We start from the raw sequence: 13775 nt of genomic DNA, 5'->3' as shown, positions 1-13775 counted from the left end.
GATCATGCAAAGGATTTTCCGGATGTTGTCGCGCTTTCCTGCCGTCGCCCGCTGCCTGTCTCTTGCCGCCTTGTGCGTGGCCGGTCCCGTTGCAGCGTTGGAGCTGCCCTTGCCACCGCCGGGCGAAGATATCGTCGGCCAGGTGCAAGTGATCAAGGCCAAGTACGAAGATACCTTCGCCGACCTGGGCACTACCTATGACCTGGGTTATTCGGAAATGGTCGCGGCCAACCCGGGTGTCGATCCCTGGCTGCCTGGCGCGGGCACCGAGATCATCCTGCCAACACGTTTCATCCTGCCCCCGGGCCCGCGCGAAGGCATCGTGATCAACCTGGCCGAGTACCGCCTGTACTACTTCCCTAAAGGCCGCAACGTGGTCTACACCTTCCCCCTGGGGATTGGTCGGGAAGGCTGGGGCTCGCCGATTGCCCACACCAGCATCATCGCCAAGACCCCCAACCCGACCTGGACCCCGCCCGCGTCGATCAAGGCTGAGCACGCCGCCGATGGCGACCCGTTGCCGAACGTCGTACCGGCTGGTCCGGACAACCCGTTGGGACCGTTCAAGTTCACCCTGGGCACACCGGGTTACCTGATCCATGGTTCGAACAAGAAGTTCGGCATCGGCATGCGTACCAGCCACGGCTGCTTCCGCATGTTCAACAACAACGTGCTGGAGATGGCCAGCATGGTGCCGGTGGGTACCTCGGTGCGTATCCTCAACGACCCGTACAAGTTCGGCATGAGCGGGGGCAAGGTCTATCTGGAGGCGCATACGCCCATCGATGACAAGGGCAACCCATCGGTGGTCGACAAGCACACCGCAGTCATCAACGCCATGCTCAAGCGTGAAGACATCACCAGCAACATGCGCATGAACTGGGATGTGGTGCGTGACGTGGTCGCGGCCGAAGATGGCCTGCCAGTGGAAATCGCAGTGCCAGGCACTGGCACGCCGTTGGTGTCGAGCACGCCGCTCGAGCTGCAGTAAGCGCTATACAAGACCCGCCGGGACGTCAGCCCCGGCGGGTTTTTTATGGCCGGCAGAAACTGCGGGCAATAAAAAAGCCGACCCAAAAAATGGGTCGGCTTGATAACAATCCCGAAGGACTATTACTTGCGGCTAGCTTTTTCCAGCATGCGCAGAGCACGCTCGTTAGCTTCGTCAGCAGTCTGTTGTGCTTTTTGAGCAGCAGCCAGAGCTTCATCAGCTTTACGGTAAGCTTCGTCTGCACGAGCTTGGGAGCGAGCTGCTGCGTCTTCAGTAGCAGTCAGACGTGCTTCGGTTTCTTTCGATACGCTGCTGCAACCGGTAGCCAGAACTGCGGCCAGAGCCAGAGCAGAGAATTTCAGAACGTTGTTCATCGTGTTCCCCTTCAAGGACTTTCTATTAATTGGCTGTCACCCCAGAGTGAGGAAACAGCCGGCGTACATACTACCCATTACTTTTAGTAAGTAAACTGACGTAGAGCAAGAAGCAAAAAAAATTGTAGGCGCTGATTCTTTTTCGAGCAACTTTTAATCGCGCTGTATAAAAAGTGTGCAGCCGCGAAGCCCGTCCTGAACGAGCTGCTTGAAAGCCAGGGGCACCTTGGTGGCTGTTTCGCAGTGTCGGCCTAAAGTCCTTCTTTATTGATTCGTCTACACTTACGTTGAGGAATTGTGCGTCGTTTCACGTCACATTTGCATGTTAGCGGTGACTTTAACTACTGGCGCACGTCTTAAGTCTCAATATCCGGCAATGTTCAGGTGATCGGCCGCTCAAGAGCGTCGGTCGAACCGCCTCGACGTGACCCGTGCTGAACCCGCGCCCGCGACATCGTGATGAGCGTGCCTTGAGCATTTATGCCTTTGGTGCCTACTATTTGATACGTGCCAGGCTGCGTGGGATCCGGACGGGTTTTTCTCGGTGTCAGACAGGCACGGGGTGGCGTAGAGGTTCCTTCGCCGGAAAAACATCGGTAAGGTAGGGGTCAGTCAAAGACCCGCGAGGAGTAGTGATGAGCGAGGCGTTGTCCATCCACCATGACCAGGCTGGTCATCAGTTCGAGACCAATGTGGACGGTCATCGTGCCTACCTGACCTATATGGACCTGGGTAAGCAGACCCTGGATATCTATCGCACGTTCGTACCCAACGCGCTGCGGGGCCGTGGTATTGCCGCCGCGTTGACCGAGCAGGCGCTCGAGTACGCGGAGCAGATGGGTTACACCGTCATCCCCTCGTGCTCCTACGTGGAGCGCTACATGGAGCGTCATCAGCGGCATGCCGCCAAGCTCTGATCAGGGTTACCCATAAAAACGCCGGGCTAAGCCCGGCGTTTTTGTGTGCGCTGAATGCAGGTCAGGTGCGCTGACGTTTAGGCAGCACATCCTTGAGCTTGGCATGCATGCTGCGCAAGGTGGTTTCGGTCGCAGCCCAGTCAATGCAGGCATCGGTGATCGACACGCCGTATTGCAGCTCGGCCAGGTCCTTGGGAATTGCCTGGCAGCCCCAGTTCAAGTGGCTTTCGACCATCAGGCCGATGATCGATTGGTTGCCTTCCAGGATCTGGTTGGCCACGTTCTCCATCACCAGCGGTTGCAGGGCCGGGTCCTTGTTGGAGTTGGCGTGGCTGCAGTCGACCATGATGTTCGGTTTGATTTTGGCCTTGTTCAGCGCCTGCTCGCACAGCGCCACACTGACCGAATCGTAGTTCGGCTTGCCATTGCCGCCGCGCAGGACCACGTGACCGTAGGCATTGCCCTTGGTGGTGACGATCGATACGCCACCTTCCTGGTTGATCCCCAGGAAACGGTGTGGGCTGGAAACCGACTGCAGGGCATTGATGGCAACGGTCAGGCCGCCGTCGGTGCCATTCTTGAAGCCGACCGCCGAGGACAGGCCGGAGGCCATTTCCCGGTGGGTCTGGGATTCGGTGGTGCGCGCGCCGATTGCCGACCAGCTGATCAGGTCCTGCAGGTACTGCGGGGAGATCGGATCAAGGGCTTCGGTCGCCGTCGGCAGGCCCATCTCGGCCAGGTCCAGCAGCAATTGACGACCAATGTGCAGGCCATCCTGGATCTTGAAGGAGTCGTCCAGGTACGGGTCGTTGATCAGGCCTTTCCAGCCGACGGTGGTACGTGGCTTCTCGAAATAGACCCGCATGACCAGATACAGGGTGTCGGACACTTCTGCCGCGAGGACCTTGAGGCGCTCGGCGTATTCGTGTGCGGCCTTGAGGTCGTGGATCGAGCAGGGCCCGATTACGACGAACAGGCGGTGGTCGGTGCCATCCAGGATATTGCGAATCACTTCGCGGCCCTTGGTCACGGTCTGCAGGGCAGCATCGCTCAGGGGGATATCACGCTTGAGCTGGTCAGGGGTGATCAGCGTCTCGTTGGAGGCGACGTTTAGGTCATTGATCGGTAAATCAGCCATCGTGTTACTCGTCAGGTCACGGGTGCCGGCCGCCAGCGATCCCCGCGCGGCGGAGCACAGCATGATTTAAGCGCAGCGGGGAGCCGAACCTTAGCGCGTTAGGCGGTGGCTCGACAATGGGCAGGCGCGGGTTTAATCCAGTGCCGGCGTGGCAAAAGCCTGGCGAACGGTCTCGTGGGAGTACTCGGTGGCATGTTGATCGACCCATTGCAGGGCCAGCGCCTGGACGCCTTGTGGTTCGCGCTGCTGCTCCTGCTGGCGGCAATAACGCTCGATCTGGCAGACCTGCTCGCCCATTCGTGCCTTGAACAGGGTCTGTTCGTCGATGAAGGCGATGCCCACCAGGTAACCGCGCTTGCGCCGCAGGCACCAGGCCACATAGCCCAAGTAGCAGACATGTTCGCTCAGGGTCGGCATGCGCACTTCCAGTGCCGTTCCCTTGCGCCAGGCGCGGTGATAATTGCAAGCCACGCCGCCGAGACTGATAGTGTGCAGCTCTTGCCGAGAAATACACTGGTGCTTGCGCAACGTTAACTCGACGGGCACATCGTCAGGATGAGGAATAAAACGCCCCATGAACGCGGACTCCAAGTGTCGGTCATTCGACAGTGTTTCCCCCAGTATAGTGGTCGAATGCGAGCTGACCGATTTTGACGCCGACCAACGGCTGTTGGCGATGAGTGGTGTCTCGCTGGTGATTTTCACCGGCGTTGGCTGCTCCAGTTGCCGCTGGGCGCGAGTCCAGTTACCCGCCCTCGGCCTCGCGGTCGATCGGCTGTGCTGGATCGATGCCGGCAACAACGGGGGCGCAGTGGCGCGTTATCAGGTCTTTCATTTACCGGCGCTGTTTGTGGTGCGCGACGGTGAGTTTTTTGGCGCAGTCCAGGCGCGCCTCACCCGCACTGAACTGAACGCGGCGGTGGGGCTGGCGCTGAGTCGGGAACCAGAGGAGTTGCCATGACCGCAACAGCAGAACAACCGCCGAGAATCGGCATTATCGGCACCGGGGCAATTGGTGGATTTTACGGTGTGATGTTGGCGCGGGCCGGATTCGACGTGCACTTTCTATTGCGCAGCGAATTTTGCGCGGTGGCCGAGCGTGGCCTGCAACTGCACAGTGCGCCGTTCGGCGCCCTGACCTTGAACCCGGTCCAGGCCTACAGCAGGGCTGAGGACATGCCACCTTGCGACTGGCTGCTGGTGGGCGCCAAGACCACCAGCAACAGCGAGCTGGCGCCGGCGATCATCCAGGCTGCGGCGGCGGGCGCCAAGGTCCTGCTGCTGCAGAACGGCCTGGACGTCGAGGACGGCTTGCGTGAGCTGTTACCCGACTCGCTGCACCTGCTGGGTGGCCTGTGTTTCATCTGTGTGCACCGCGCCGGCCCAGGCATCATCGAACACCAGGCGCTAGGCGCCGTGCATGTGGGTTATCACAGTGGCCCGGTGATGGCCGATGCACCCGCGCGCCAGCAGATCGTCGAACAGGGCGCAGGGCTGTTTCGTACCGCTGGTCTCGATTCCCAGGCCATGGCCAATCTTCAGCAGGCGCGTTGGCAAAAACTGGTCTGGAATGTTCCTTACAACGGTTTGTCGGTGCTGCTCGGGGCGAGTACCAGCCCCTTGATGGCCGATCAGCACAGCCGCGAGCTGATCCAGGCGCTGATGGCGGAAGTGGTGCAGGGCGCACTGGCCTGTGGGCACAGCATGCCACCGGGTTATGCCGAACATCTGTTCAAAGTCACTGAAAAAATGCCCGACTATTGGCCGAGCATGTACCACGATTTCCTGCAGCAGCGGCCGCTGGAGTTGGCTGCGATCTACGCCCGGCCCTTGGCTTCGGCCCGGGCAGCGGGTTGCCCGATGCCCAAGATCGAAGCTCTGTATCAGGCCCTGTGCTTTATTGATGGGCGTAACCGCTGAAGTTTCAGTCCGGGGGGACACATGGCAAAAGGCATCGACGACAAACTGGTCCTGGCGATTTCCTCGCGAGCGCTGTTCGACCTCAGCGACAGCCACAAGGTGTACCTGGCCAGTGGCGTCGAGGCGTACCGGCAGTACCAGATCGAACACGAAGACGAGACCCTCGAGCCGGGCGATGCTTTCCCCCTGGTGCAGAAACTGTTGAACCTCAATGCGCACCTGGGCAAGGCTCGGGTCGAAGTGGTGCTGGTGTCGCGCAACAGTGCCGATACCGGGTTGCGCGTATTCAACTCGATCCACCATTACGGCCTGGCAATTTCCCGGGCAGCGTTTGTCGGTGGCCGCAGTCCCTATCCGTACCTCAAGGCATTTGGCTGCGACCTGTTTCTCTCCACTCACGCTGAAGACGTGCGCAGTGCTCTGGACGCCGGCTTCGCCGCCGCGACCATTCTGTCGGGAGGCGCCAGCCGTGCGGCCAGCGAAGAATTGCGCATCGCCTTCGATGGCGATGCGGTGCTGTTTTCCGATGAGTCGGAGCGGGTCTACCAGGCCGGCGGTCTTGAAGCGTTCCAGGCCAGCGAGCGGCAAGCCGCGCGTGAGCCGCTGCGCGGAGGTCCGTTCAAGGGCTTCCTGGCGGCACTCAATGCCTTGCAGCGCGAGTTCCCCGAAGACCAGTGCCCGATCCGCACCGCCCTGGTCACGGCACGTTCGGCGCCCGCCCATGAGCGGGTGATTCGCACGCTGCGCGAGTGGGATATCCGCCTCGACGAATCACTGTTTCTCGGCGGCCTGACCAAGTCGGCATTTCTCGAGGCCTTCGCCGCCGATGTGTTTTTCGACGACCAGGCCGGCCACTGCGAACTGGCTCGCGAGGTCGTGGCCACCGGGCACGTGCCCCATGGCATCAGCAACGAACTGAAGGTCTAGGCCACCCGTTCAGCACCTTGGGCGGCACGTCGAACTGCGCGCAGCACTGCTAAGCTGAAGCAATCTCCGCCATTCTGGCACTCGAGGAGGTCACATGATTGGTTCGATGCTGTATGCCACTGACCTCGGCCTTTACGCTCCTTTTGTGATGCAGCATGCACTGGCACTGGCCCGAACATTCAAGGCCGAGTTGTATGTGGTGCACGCGGTTGAACCGATGGGCCTGTTCGCTGAATCGGTGTTGCAGAGCTATCTTGACGAACAGGCGCTGAACGAGTTTCACAGCCAGGGCCTGAGTACGGTAATGACCAACATCGAGCATCGGGTGCTCGACAGTTTTCGCGAGGAATTGAGGGAAGGTCAGCAGGACCTGGAACTCATTCAGTCGGTTCGGGTGTTCCAGGGCGATCCGTCGCAGGTGATTCTCGAACAGGCCAAGAAACTCTCGGTGGATTTGTTGATCCTAGGGAGTCACAGCCACGGCAGCGGTGGGGAAACCCCCTTGGGGCGCACCGCCGCACGGGTGTTGCAGTTGGCGCAAGTGCCGGTTTACCTGGTGCCCGTCTCAAAGCGCCGGCGGCATGGGGATATTTGAGGCGAGAATGCTGGCCTTTTGATGAAAAAGTTCTAGATTTATTCTTCAAGCCATTAATATAGTTATATACCGTCGCTGATGCCCGTGGCGTCTATCTGCTTTGAGGGATTCATATGAAGCTTCAACAATTGCGCTACATCTGGGAAGTGGCGCACCACGACCTCAACGTTTCGGCTACGGCTCAAAGCCTGTACACCTCGCAGCCGGGCATCAGCAAGCAGATCCGCCTGCTGGAAGACGAGTTGGGCGTCGAGGTTTTTGCACGCAGCGGCAAGCACCTGACCCGCGTCACTCCAGCCGGTGAGCGCATCATCACCACCGCCGGCGAAATCCTGCGCAAGGTCGAGAGCATCAAGCAGATTGCCCAGGAGTTCTCCAACGAAAAGAAAGGCACCCTGTCGATCGCCACCACCCACACACAGGCACGTTATGCGCTGCCGCCGGTGATCAGCAATTTCATCAAGCAATACCCCGATGTTGCCCTGCACATGCACCAGGGTTCGCCGATGCAGATCGCCGAAATGGCCGCCGACGGCACCGTGGATTTCGCCATTGCCACCGAGGCCCTGGAGTTGTTCGGTGACCTGGTGATGATGCCGTGCTACCGCTGGAACCGGTGTGTGGTGGTACCCCAGGGTCACCCGCTGACCAAGCTGCCGAAGCTGACCCTCGAAGCCCTGGCCGAATACCCGATCGTGACCTACGTCTTCGGTTTCACCGGTCGTTCGAAGCTGGACGAAGCCTTCAGCCACCGAGGCTTGTCGCCTAAGGTGGTGTTCACCGCCGCTGACGCCGACGTGATCAAGACCTATGTGCGCCTTGGTCTGGGCGTCGGGATCGTGGCCAAGATGGCGGTCGATACCAAGCTGGATAACGACCTGGTGGTACTCGATGCCAGCGAGCTGTTCGAGTCCAGCGTGACCAAGATCGGTTTCCGTCGCGGTACCTTCCTGCGTGGCTTCATGTGCGACTTCATCGAGAAGTTTGCTCCGCACCTGACCCGTGAAGTCATGGCCAAGGCCATCCAGTGCCACAACAAGCAGGAACTCGAAGAACTGTTTGACGGCGTTGAACTACCGGTTCACTGAGTCCTTCAGATGACCTCGGTGACAGTGAACTGTTGCCGAGTGCCTGCCACCACGATCTCCACCTCATCGCCCTCGAACTTGCCCCGCAGGCTGCTGCCCAGTGGCGAGCGCGGGGTGATGACGGTAATCAACTGTCCCACCAGATAGACCTTCAAGCCCGCCGCATCCGGCGCCAGGAACAGCCATTGCTGGCGTCCCTGATCGTCTTCCAGGCCCAGCAGGCTGCCGATCTGGATACCCTGCTGTGCGTCATATGCACCCAGGGGCATGTTCTGGCACAGCGTCAGCGCCTGACGAATTTCCTCGACTCGCTTGGCCTGGCCCGCCGCCAGGTAGGAGGCTTCGAGCCCCAGGGTGTCGTACTTGTTCTCGGCGATGTTTTCTTCGTGGGTCGCGGTTTCGTAGGCGGTTTGCGCCGCTCGTTGGGCGACGTCGAAATCGACCGCCAGCTTCTCCAGAAGCAACTGGTGTACGTTCTGTTTATTCATGATCAGTTGCAGAACTGCAGCACGTTGCTGCGGCTTTTGTCGCTGGGAATGGTGCGGTCTTGTTGCAGCCAGAACTGGCAGGTCGGATTGCTCTGATTGCGTGGGTCGTTGCGCGCCTGCTCCAGGACTTCCTGCCGCGCCTGTTGATTGAGGATGGACTTGTACTGCTCGAACATCTGGTTATCCGCTGCCGGTTGTGCCGCCACCGGCGTGGCCGGGGGGGCCGGGCGCACCGCGTCAGCCAGCGGTGCCAACTGCGTAGCAGGCAACAGCCTGGACAGCAGCCAGGCGGTCAGGGCGATGGCGACAAACCCCAGCCACAGACCCAGCGCGATGCTGCCGATCAATTGCAGCGGGTTGAGGGTGATGGACACTGTGCGGCGAGTGGGGGGACGGTACGGCATCGTTGCCTCGTGGCGGGGGAAATGGGCAAGCGTGGATTGTCGCATGAAGATTAATCGCCGTCGGCCCTTCTGCGCGCACCGATTTATGCGGACAATCGAAGTCTTTGCCCCACGGAGCCCGGCATGAAAGTCGACTGGGATATTTTCTGTACGGTCGTCGACAACTACGGCGACATCGGCGTGACCTGGCGTCTGGCGCGCCAGTTGGTGGCCGAGCATCCCTGCGCGGTGCGCTTGTGGGTCGATGACCTGCGGGCATTCGAGCGCCTGTGCCCGGAACTCGATATCAGCGCGAGCCAACAATGGCAGCAGGGGGTGGACGTGCGTCACTGGCCGGCGGACTGGCAAGCGACGGACGCCGCCGATGTGGTGGTCGCCGCCTTCGCCTGTCAGTTGCCGCATGCCTACATGGAGGCGATGGCCGCACGCGAGCGGACGCCGCTGTGGCTGAACCTCGACTACTTGAGTGCCGAGGACTGGATCGTCGGCTGCCACGGCCTGCCCTCGGTGAAGTTCCAGCATGTGCAGAAGTACTTTTTTTTCCCGGGGTTCCAGCCGGGCACCGGTGGTCTGCTGCGCGAGCGCGAGTTGCTGGTACGGCGCGAGCAGTTTCAAGCCAACCCGGTTGCGCAGCGTGAGTTCCTGCAAGGCCTGGGGGTAGAGCGCGCCCCGGAGGCACGTCTGATATCCCTGTTTGCCTACGAGAATGCCGGGCTGGCCGATTGGCTGGAGGTCATGGCGAATGCCACGCAGGCCACCCATCTGTTGGTGCCGGAGGGGCGAGTCCTCGGGGATGTGGCGCGCTGGCTGGGGCAACCAGAACTGGCAGTCGGCGATGTGCAGCAACGGGGAGCCCTGACCGTGCAGGTGTTGCCGTTTGTCCGCCAGGACCAGTACGACCTGCTGCTGTGGTGCTGCGATTTCAACGCGGTGCGTGGCGAGGACTCGTTCGTCCGTGCGCAATGGGCCGCTCGTCCGATGCTGTGGCATATCTACCAGCAGGAGGAAGAGGCTCACCTGGATAAGCTCGAAGCCTTTTTGACCCTCTATACCAACGCCATGTCGCCGGCCGCACGCGCGGCGCTAGAGGGGTTGTGGCGGGCCTGGAATAGCGGCGAGGGGATGGCTGCGGCCTGGGTCGGCGCCCAGGAGCACTGGCCCGAACTGCAAAATCACGCCCGCGCCTGGTCTCTGGAACAGTCGTTGCGGGCCGATCTTGCCGCAGCGCTGGTGCAGTTTTACCTAAATTGGATATGATACGCGGCCTAGATTTTTGTAAATCCCATCCAAATTCGGATATTCGCAATGAAAACTGGTAAAGAACTGAAACCCGGTACGGTGATCCGTCTCGAAAACGACCCTTGGCTGGTTCAGAAAGCTGAATTCACCAAGTCCGGTCGTAACAGCGCGATCATGAAGACCAAGCTGAAAAACCTGCTGACCGGTTACAAGACCGAGATCGTTTACAGCGCCGACGACAAACTGGACGACGTGATCCTCGACCGCAAAGAAGCGACCCTGTCCTTCATCAGCGGCGACACCTACACGTTCATGGACACCACTGACTACACCATGTACGAGCTGAACGCCGAAGACATCGAAAGCGTTCTGCCATTCGTTGAAGAAGGCATGACCGACGTCTGCGAGGCCGTGTTCTTCGAAGACCGTCTGGTATCCGTAGAGCTGCCGACCACTATCGTGCGTCAGGTTGACTACACCGAAGGTTCCGCTCGCGGTGACACTTCCGGCAAGGTGATGAAGCCTGCCAAACTGAAGAACGGTACCGAGCTGTCGGTTGCTGACTTCATCGAAATCGGCGACATGATCGAGATCGATACCCGCGAAGGCGGTTCTTACAAAGGCCGTGCTAAATAAGCGCAGTCCTTGTAGGCAAAAAAGCCCGACCTTGTGTCGGGCTTTTTTTTGCATTGCGCCAACTGATTGTCCGCTAGAGCCGGCTGAAATCGCGCTGCAGCGCCAGGTCCCATGGCGGGATCGGGCTGAAACGGCTCTTGAGGTATTCCAGCAACAGCCGTGTGCGGGAGCTGGCCTGCTGTTCCAGGCGCAGGGCATAGATGCCGGTGTTTTCCGGCTTGGGCAAGCCGCTGTCGCAGAACAACGGCAGCAGTTCGCCGCGCAGCAGGTACTCGCTGCACAACCAGGTCGGCAGGTGCGCGATGCCCAGGCCGGCGAGGGCGCCGTAGAGCAGCGCTTCGGCATTGTTGGCGCTCAGGCGGATACGTTGCGGGCGATGCAAGTGCTGTTGGCCGTTGCGCTCGAAGCGCCAGGCGAAGGGCGGTGCCAGGCCATCCCAATCGAGGCCGTCATGGCTGCTCAATTCCTCGGGCTGCTGGGGTACGCCGCGCCGCTTGAGGTAAGCCGGGCTGGCGCAGGCAATGCGCACCATACGCGCCAAGGGGGTGGCCACCATGCGGGTGTCGGCCATTTGTCCGGCGCGCAGCACCAGGTCGACCTTGCCCAGGTTCAAGCCCTGCATGTCGACGAAGCTGTCGATCAGATGCAATTGGACGTCGAGCCCCGGGTACTCCTGCAGAAAGTCGGCAATCACCGGTGCCAGGTGACGTCGACCGAAGGCCGCGGGCGCATCGACCCGAATCAGGCCCTCCGGCGCGTTGCTCAGGGACGCCGCTTCGGCGCGGGCCAGGCGCAATTCACTGACTATCCGGCGGGCTCGTTCGGCAAACGCCAACCCTGCGGGTGTGGCGCGAACGGCATGGGTGGTGCGCACGAACAGTTGGCTGCCCAGGGCATGCTCCAGGCTGTCGATGCGCCTGGCGACAGCCGAGGGTGTCAGTGGATGGCGGCGGGCGGCCGCGGAAAAACTGCCGGTTTCCACGACGTCGAGGAAAAGCCCCAGTTGGTCGGTGAGTGCATTGGGATTCATGAAGATCAACTTATGCGGATTTGGCACAGCCATTGTGCGTTGCTGTGCGTTTCCCCGCTAGGAGCGACTGCGTAGGATGCACAGCCTGATGTGGGGAGAAATGAATTGTGATTGAGTTGGCGATGTATCTGGTACTGGGCGCTGCCCTGGGAACTGTGGGTGGACTGTTCGGGATCGGCGGCGGATTGATCGCGATTCCGGTGCTGGGCGTGCTGTTTGGCCTGGATCAGCAGATTGCCCAAGGGACGGCGCTGGTGATGGTGGTGCCCAACGTGATGCTGGCGCTGTGGCGTTATCACCAGCGCAATCGCATCGAATTGCGTCATGCCCTGCCGCTGGCGTCGATGGGGTTCTGTTTCGCCTGGCTCGGCTCGATCTGGGCGGTGGGCATTGATGCCCAGGTCATGCGTATCGGTTTTGTTGCCTTCCTGGTGGCGCTGTCGAGCTACAACCTGCTGCGCATGTTCATGGCGAGCGCCAAACCCAGCGCACAGATGCGCTACCCATGGCCCTGGCTAGGCGTCCTGGGAGCGGCCTCGGGGGCCATGGGCGGGCTGTTCGGTGTGGGTGGCGCCGTGGTGGCGACGCCAGTGCTCACCAGTCTGTTCGGCACCACTCAAGTGGTCGCCCAGGGCCTGTCGCTGGCGCTGGCCTTGCCCAGCACCGGCGTCACACTGGTCACCTACGCACTGCATCAGCAGGTGAACTGGAACATTGCGCTGCCCTTGGCTGCAGGCGGCTTGCTGAGCATCAGTTGGGGGGTGAAGATCGCACACGCCATGCCAGAGCGCCTGCTGCGCGGGCTGTTCTGCGCCTTCCTGGTGCTGTGTGCAGTGATGCTCGCGTTTAAAGTTTGAAGCCTTCGACAATGTGTTCGGCCAGGCACTCGGTGATGGGCGAGGGGGTATGCAGGTTGCGCAGCAGCATGATGCTGGCTTCGGGCAGCTGCGGCAGACCTTCCGCCTCGCCGAGAATGCGCATGTCCTGGGGGATCAGGCTTTCCAGTTGGGCCGTTACCGCCAGCCCGGCACTGACCACCGCCATGATCGCCGACAGGCTGGAGCTGTTATAGGCGATGCGGTACTCGCGCTCACTGGCGTCCAGCGCGTTACAGGCCCAGCGCCGGCAAAAACAGTCACTGTTGAACATCGCCAGCGGCAGCGGCACTTGCTCGTTGGGGTTGAAGCACTGCGCCTGGGCCCAGACAAAACGTTCCTTGCGCAGCAGTTGCCCGATCTCGCTGCCCGGTTCGCGGGTGACGATCGACAGGTCCAGGTCCTGGCGCTGCAGCAACTGCTCGGAGGAGTTGCAGTGCACTTCGATCTGGATCAGCGGATAGGCCTGGGCGAAGCGCGACAGGATGCCCGGCAGGAAGCGCATGACATAGTCGTCGGGCGTGCCGATCTTGACCATGCCGACCATGTGCGGCTCACGCAGGGTGTTGAACACTTCACTGTGCAACTTGAGGATCCGCCGGGCGTAGCCGAGCAACACCTGGCCCTCGGCGGTCAGCTTTACCTGGCGGCCGTCGCGCTGGAACAGCTGGCGTTGCAGCACGTCCTCTTCAAGACGCTTCATCTGCATGCTGACCGCCGATTGGGTGCGGTTGACCAACTCGCCAGCACGGGTGAAACCGCCCTGGTCGGCGATGGCGACGAACGTGCGCAGGACTTCGGTATCAATGCTGGGGTAGGCGCTCAACTCATCAATCTCCGAGATGTGTTGCATCAGAAACATTCGTTGGATTGATCTTAGTCCCGGCGCGAGACTTGAGCCATCCACAACGGAGGGCAAGACGATGAAAGGTCAAAAAGGTTATGTGCAGTTGAACCATTTTTCACTGCATGGCTTCACCCACCAACTGCTGGAAAGGCTCGTGCGCTGGTATCAGTTGCATCGTGAGCGGGCAGTGCTGGCCAGCCTCAGTGATGAGGCGCTGAAGGATATCGGCCTGAGTCGGGCGGACATCGAGCAGGAGGCCGAACGGCATTTCTGGGAAGACCCCATGGGCAAGGGCAAGTAGCCAGC

18 protein-coding genes are annotated in these 13775 nt (G+C 60.8%); 11 read left to right on the top strand and 7 right to left on the bottom strand.

All coding sequences use genetic code 11. The features are described 5' to 3' along the window. Positions 1–22 precede the first annotated feature (22 nt). The gene (locus tag H7995_RS22285; RefSeq protein ID WP_166590141.1) at positions 23–991 is read left to right on the top strand and encodes a L,D-transpeptidase family protein; all 969 of its coding nucleotides are present in this window, start codon (positions 23–25) and stop codon (positions 989–991) included. A 122-nt stretch (positions 992–1113) separates the two neighbouring features. Here the strand turns inward: H7995_RS22285 and oprI are convergent, their stop codons facing one another. Then, entirely contained in the window at positions 1114–1365 is a 252-nt protein-coding gene (oprI, locus tag H7995_RS22280; RefSeq protein WP_003172710.1) for an outer membrane lipoprotei OprI, read from the bottom strand. 635 nt (positions 1366–2000) lie between these two features. Here oprI and H7995_RS22275 point away from each other — a divergent pair. Then, a complete protein-coding gene (locus H7995_RS22275) occupies positions 2001–2282 on the top strand; it encodes a GNAT family N-acetyltransferase (RefSeq protein WP_093422070.1) in 282 nt (93 codons plus the stop codon). A 61-nt stretch (positions 2283–2343) separates the two neighbouring features. On the opposite strand, the gene H7995_RS22270 is transcribed toward H7995_RS22275, so the two are convergent. Continuing rightward, complete coding sequence (locus H7995_RS22270; RefSeq protein WP_166590142.1) at positions 2344–3420, bottom strand: 3-deoxy-7-phosphoheptulonate synthase; 1077 nt, start codon at positions 3418–3420, stop codon at positions 2344–2346. Between the two features lie 132 nt (positions 3421–3552). Then, positions 3553–3996 (bottom strand): PilZ domain-containing protein, encoded by a 444-nt coding sequence (locus tag H7995_RS22265; protein WP_166590143.1) that lies wholly within the window; start codon positions 3994–3996, stop codon positions 3553–3555. On the opposite strand from H7995_RS22265, the gene H7995_RS22260 reads away from it, so the two are divergent. From H7995_RS22260 to cysB, 5 genes are all read left to right on the top strand, one after another. Continuing rightward, positions 3995–4381, top strand: a complete 387-nt coding sequence (locus H7995_RS22260) for a YbbN family protein (RefSeq protein ID WP_185818848.1) — start codon at positions 3995–3997, stop codon at positions 4379–4381. The two genes, H7995_RS22265 and H7995_RS22260, sit on opposite strands and share 2 nt — an antisense overlap. Then, a complete protein-coding gene (locus tag H7995_RS22255; RefSeq protein ID WP_166590144.1) occupies positions 4378–5340 on the top strand; it encodes a putative 2-dehydropantoate 2-reductase in 963 nt (320 codons plus the stop codon). The genes H7995_RS22260 and H7995_RS22255 overlap by 4 nt, the downstream gene beginning before the upstream one ends. 21 nt (positions 5341–5361) lie before the next feature. Further along, a complete protein-coding gene (locus tag H7995_RS22250) occupies positions 5362–6267 on the top strand; it encodes a 5'-nucleotidase (protein WP_166590145.1) in 906 nt (301 codons plus the stop codon). Between the two features lie 94 nt (positions 6268–6361). Further along, positions 6362–6862, top strand: coding sequence for a universal stress protein (locus tag H7995_RS22245; RefSeq protein ID WP_166590146.1), 501 nt, complete (start codon positions 6362–6364; stop codon positions 6860–6862). Positions 6863–6975: 113 nt separating this feature from the next. Further along, positions 6976–7950, top strand: a complete 975-nt coding sequence (gene cysB / locus H7995_RS22240; RefSeq protein ID WP_166590147.1) for an HTH-type transcriptional regulator CysB — start codon at positions 6976–6978, stop codon at positions 7948–7950. Between the two features lie 5 nt (positions 7951–7955). Here cysB and H7995_RS22235 read toward each other — a convergent pair whose 3' ends face one another. Both H7995_RS22235 and H7995_RS22230 read right to left on the bottom strand, forming a co-directional pair. Next, positions 7956–8438, bottom strand: coding sequence for a GreA/GreB family elongation factor (locus H7995_RS22235; RefSeq protein WP_166590148.1), 483 nt, complete (start codon positions 8436–8438; stop codon positions 7956–7958). Between the two features lie 2 nt (positions 8439–8440). Next, complete coding sequence (locus tag H7995_RS22230) at positions 8441–8842, bottom strand: hypothetical protein (RefSeq protein WP_166590149.1); 402 nt, start codon at positions 8840–8842, stop codon at positions 8441–8443. 123 nt (positions 8843–8965) lie between these two features. Between H7995_RS22230 and earP the strand changes: the two genes are divergently transcribed. After that, complete coding sequence (earP, locus tag H7995_RS22225; RefSeq protein WP_166590150.1) at positions 8966–10099, top strand: elongation factor P maturation arginine rhamnosyltransferase EarP; 1134 nt, start codon at positions 8966–8968, stop codon at positions 10097–10099. Positions 10100–10147: 48 nt separating this feature from the next. After that, positions 10148–10717 carry an elongation factor P gene (locus H7995_RS22220; RefSeq protein WP_002554550.1) on the top strand — a complete coding sequence of 190 codons (570 nt, stop codon included), beginning with the start codon at positions 10148–10150 and terminating at the stop codon, positions 10715–10717. A gap of 73 nt (positions 10718–10790) precedes the next feature. On the opposite strand, the gene H7995_RS22215 is transcribed toward H7995_RS22220, so the two are convergent. Then, positions 10791–11747, bottom strand: coding sequence for a LysR family transcriptional regulator (locus H7995_RS22215; protein WP_166590151.1), 957 nt, complete (start codon positions 11745–11747; stop codon positions 10791–10793). Between the two features lie 107 nt (positions 11748–11854). Here H7995_RS22215 and H7995_RS22210 point away from each other — a divergent pair, with 107 nt between their 5' ends. Further along, positions 11855–12604: a sulfite exporter TauE/SafE family protein gene (locus H7995_RS22210; RefSeq protein ID WP_182341581.1), complete on the top strand. Its 750-nt coding sequence runs from the start codon at positions 11855–11857 to the stop codon at positions 12602–12604. Here the strand turns inward: H7995_RS22210 and H7995_RS22205 are convergent. Next, positions 12594–13448, bottom strand: a complete 855-nt coding sequence (locus tag H7995_RS22205) for a LysR substrate-binding domain-containing protein (protein WP_166590229.1) — start codon at positions 13446–13448, stop codon at positions 12594–12596. The genes H7995_RS22210 and H7995_RS22205 overlap by 11 nt on opposite strands. Positions 13449–13545: 97 nt before the next feature. Here H7995_RS22205 and H7995_RS22200 point away from each other — a divergent pair, with 97 nt between their 5' ends. Beyond that, complete coding sequence (locus H7995_RS22200; protein ID WP_166590153.1) at positions 13546–13770, top strand: DUF1127 domain-containing protein; 225 nt, start codon at positions 13546–13548, stop codon at positions 13768–13770. The last annotated feature ends 5 nt before the right edge of the window (positions 13771–13775 follow it).

This window comes from Pseudomonas kielensis (assembly GCF_014236655.1).
GTDB classification, from domain to species: domain Bacteria; phylum Pseudomonadota; class Gammaproteobacteria; order Pseudomonadales; family Pseudomonadaceae; genus Aquipseudomonas; species Aquipseudomonas kielensis.
The sequence above is the reverse complement of the archived record's forward strand: the minus strand, read 5'-3'. Positions and strand labels throughout refer to the sequence as shown.

Bases quoted from the DNA above. Each gene is read 5' to 3' on its own strand.
- H7995_RS22285 (WP_166590141.1), top strand. From the start codon at position 23: ATGTTGTCGCGCTTTCCTGCCGTCGCCCGCTGCCTGTCTCTTGCCGCC.
- oprI (WP_003172710.1), bottom strand. From the start codon at position 1,365: ATGAACAACGTTCTGAAATTCTCTGCTCTGGCTCTGGCCGCAGTTCTG.
- H7995_RS22275 (WP_093422070.1), top strand. From the start codon at position 2,001: ATGAGCGAGGCGTTGTCCATCCACCATGACCAGGCTGGTCATCAGTTC.
- H7995_RS22270 (WP_166590142.1), bottom strand. From the start codon at position 3,420: ATGGCTGATTTACCGATCAATGACCTAAACGTCGCCTCCAACGAGACG.
- H7995_RS22260 (WP_185818848.1), top strand. From the start codon at position 3,995: ATGAACGCGGACTCCAAGTGTCGGTCATTCGACAGTGTTTCCCCCAGT.
- H7995_RS22265 (WP_166590143.1), bottom strand. From the start codon at position 3,996: ATGGGGCGTTTTATTCCTCATCCTGACGATGTGCCCGTCGAGTTAACG.
- H7995_RS22255 (WP_166590144.1), top strand. From the start codon at position 4,378: ATGACCGCAACAGCAGAACAACCGCCGAGAATCGGCATTATCGGCACC.
- H7995_RS22250 (WP_166590145.1), top strand. From the start codon at position 5,362: ATGGCAAAAGGCATCGACGACAAACTGGTCCTGGCGATTTCCTCGCGA.
- H7995_RS22245 (WP_166590146.1), top strand. From the start codon at position 6,362: ATGATTGGTTCGATGCTGTATGCCACTGACCTCGGCCTTTACGCTCCT.
- cysB (WP_166590147.1), top strand. From the start codon at position 6,976: ATGAAGCTTCAACAATTGCGCTACATCTGGGAAGTGGCGCACCACGAC.
- H7995_RS22235 (WP_166590148.1), bottom strand. From the start codon at position 8,438: ATGAATAAACAGAACGTACACCAGTTGCTTCTGGAGAAGCTGGCGGTC.
- H7995_RS22230 (WP_166590149.1), bottom strand. From the start codon at position 8,842: ATGCCGTACCGTCCCCCCACTCGCCGCACAGTGTCCATCACCCTCAAC.
- earP (WP_166590150.1), top strand. From the start codon at position 8,966: ATGAAAGTCGACTGGGATATTTTCTGTACGGTCGTCGACAACTACGGC.
- H7995_RS22220 (WP_002554550.1), top strand. From the start codon at position 10,148: ATGAAAACTGGTAAAGAACTGAAACCCGGTACGGTGATCCGTCTCGAA.
- H7995_RS22215 (WP_166590151.1), bottom strand. From the start codon at position 11,747: ATGAATCCCAATGCACTCACCGACCAACTGGGGCTTTTCCTCGACGTC.
- H7995_RS22200 (WP_166590153.1), top strand. From the start codon at position 13,546: ATGAAAGGTCAAAAAGGTTATGTGCAGTTGAACCATTTTTCACTGCAT.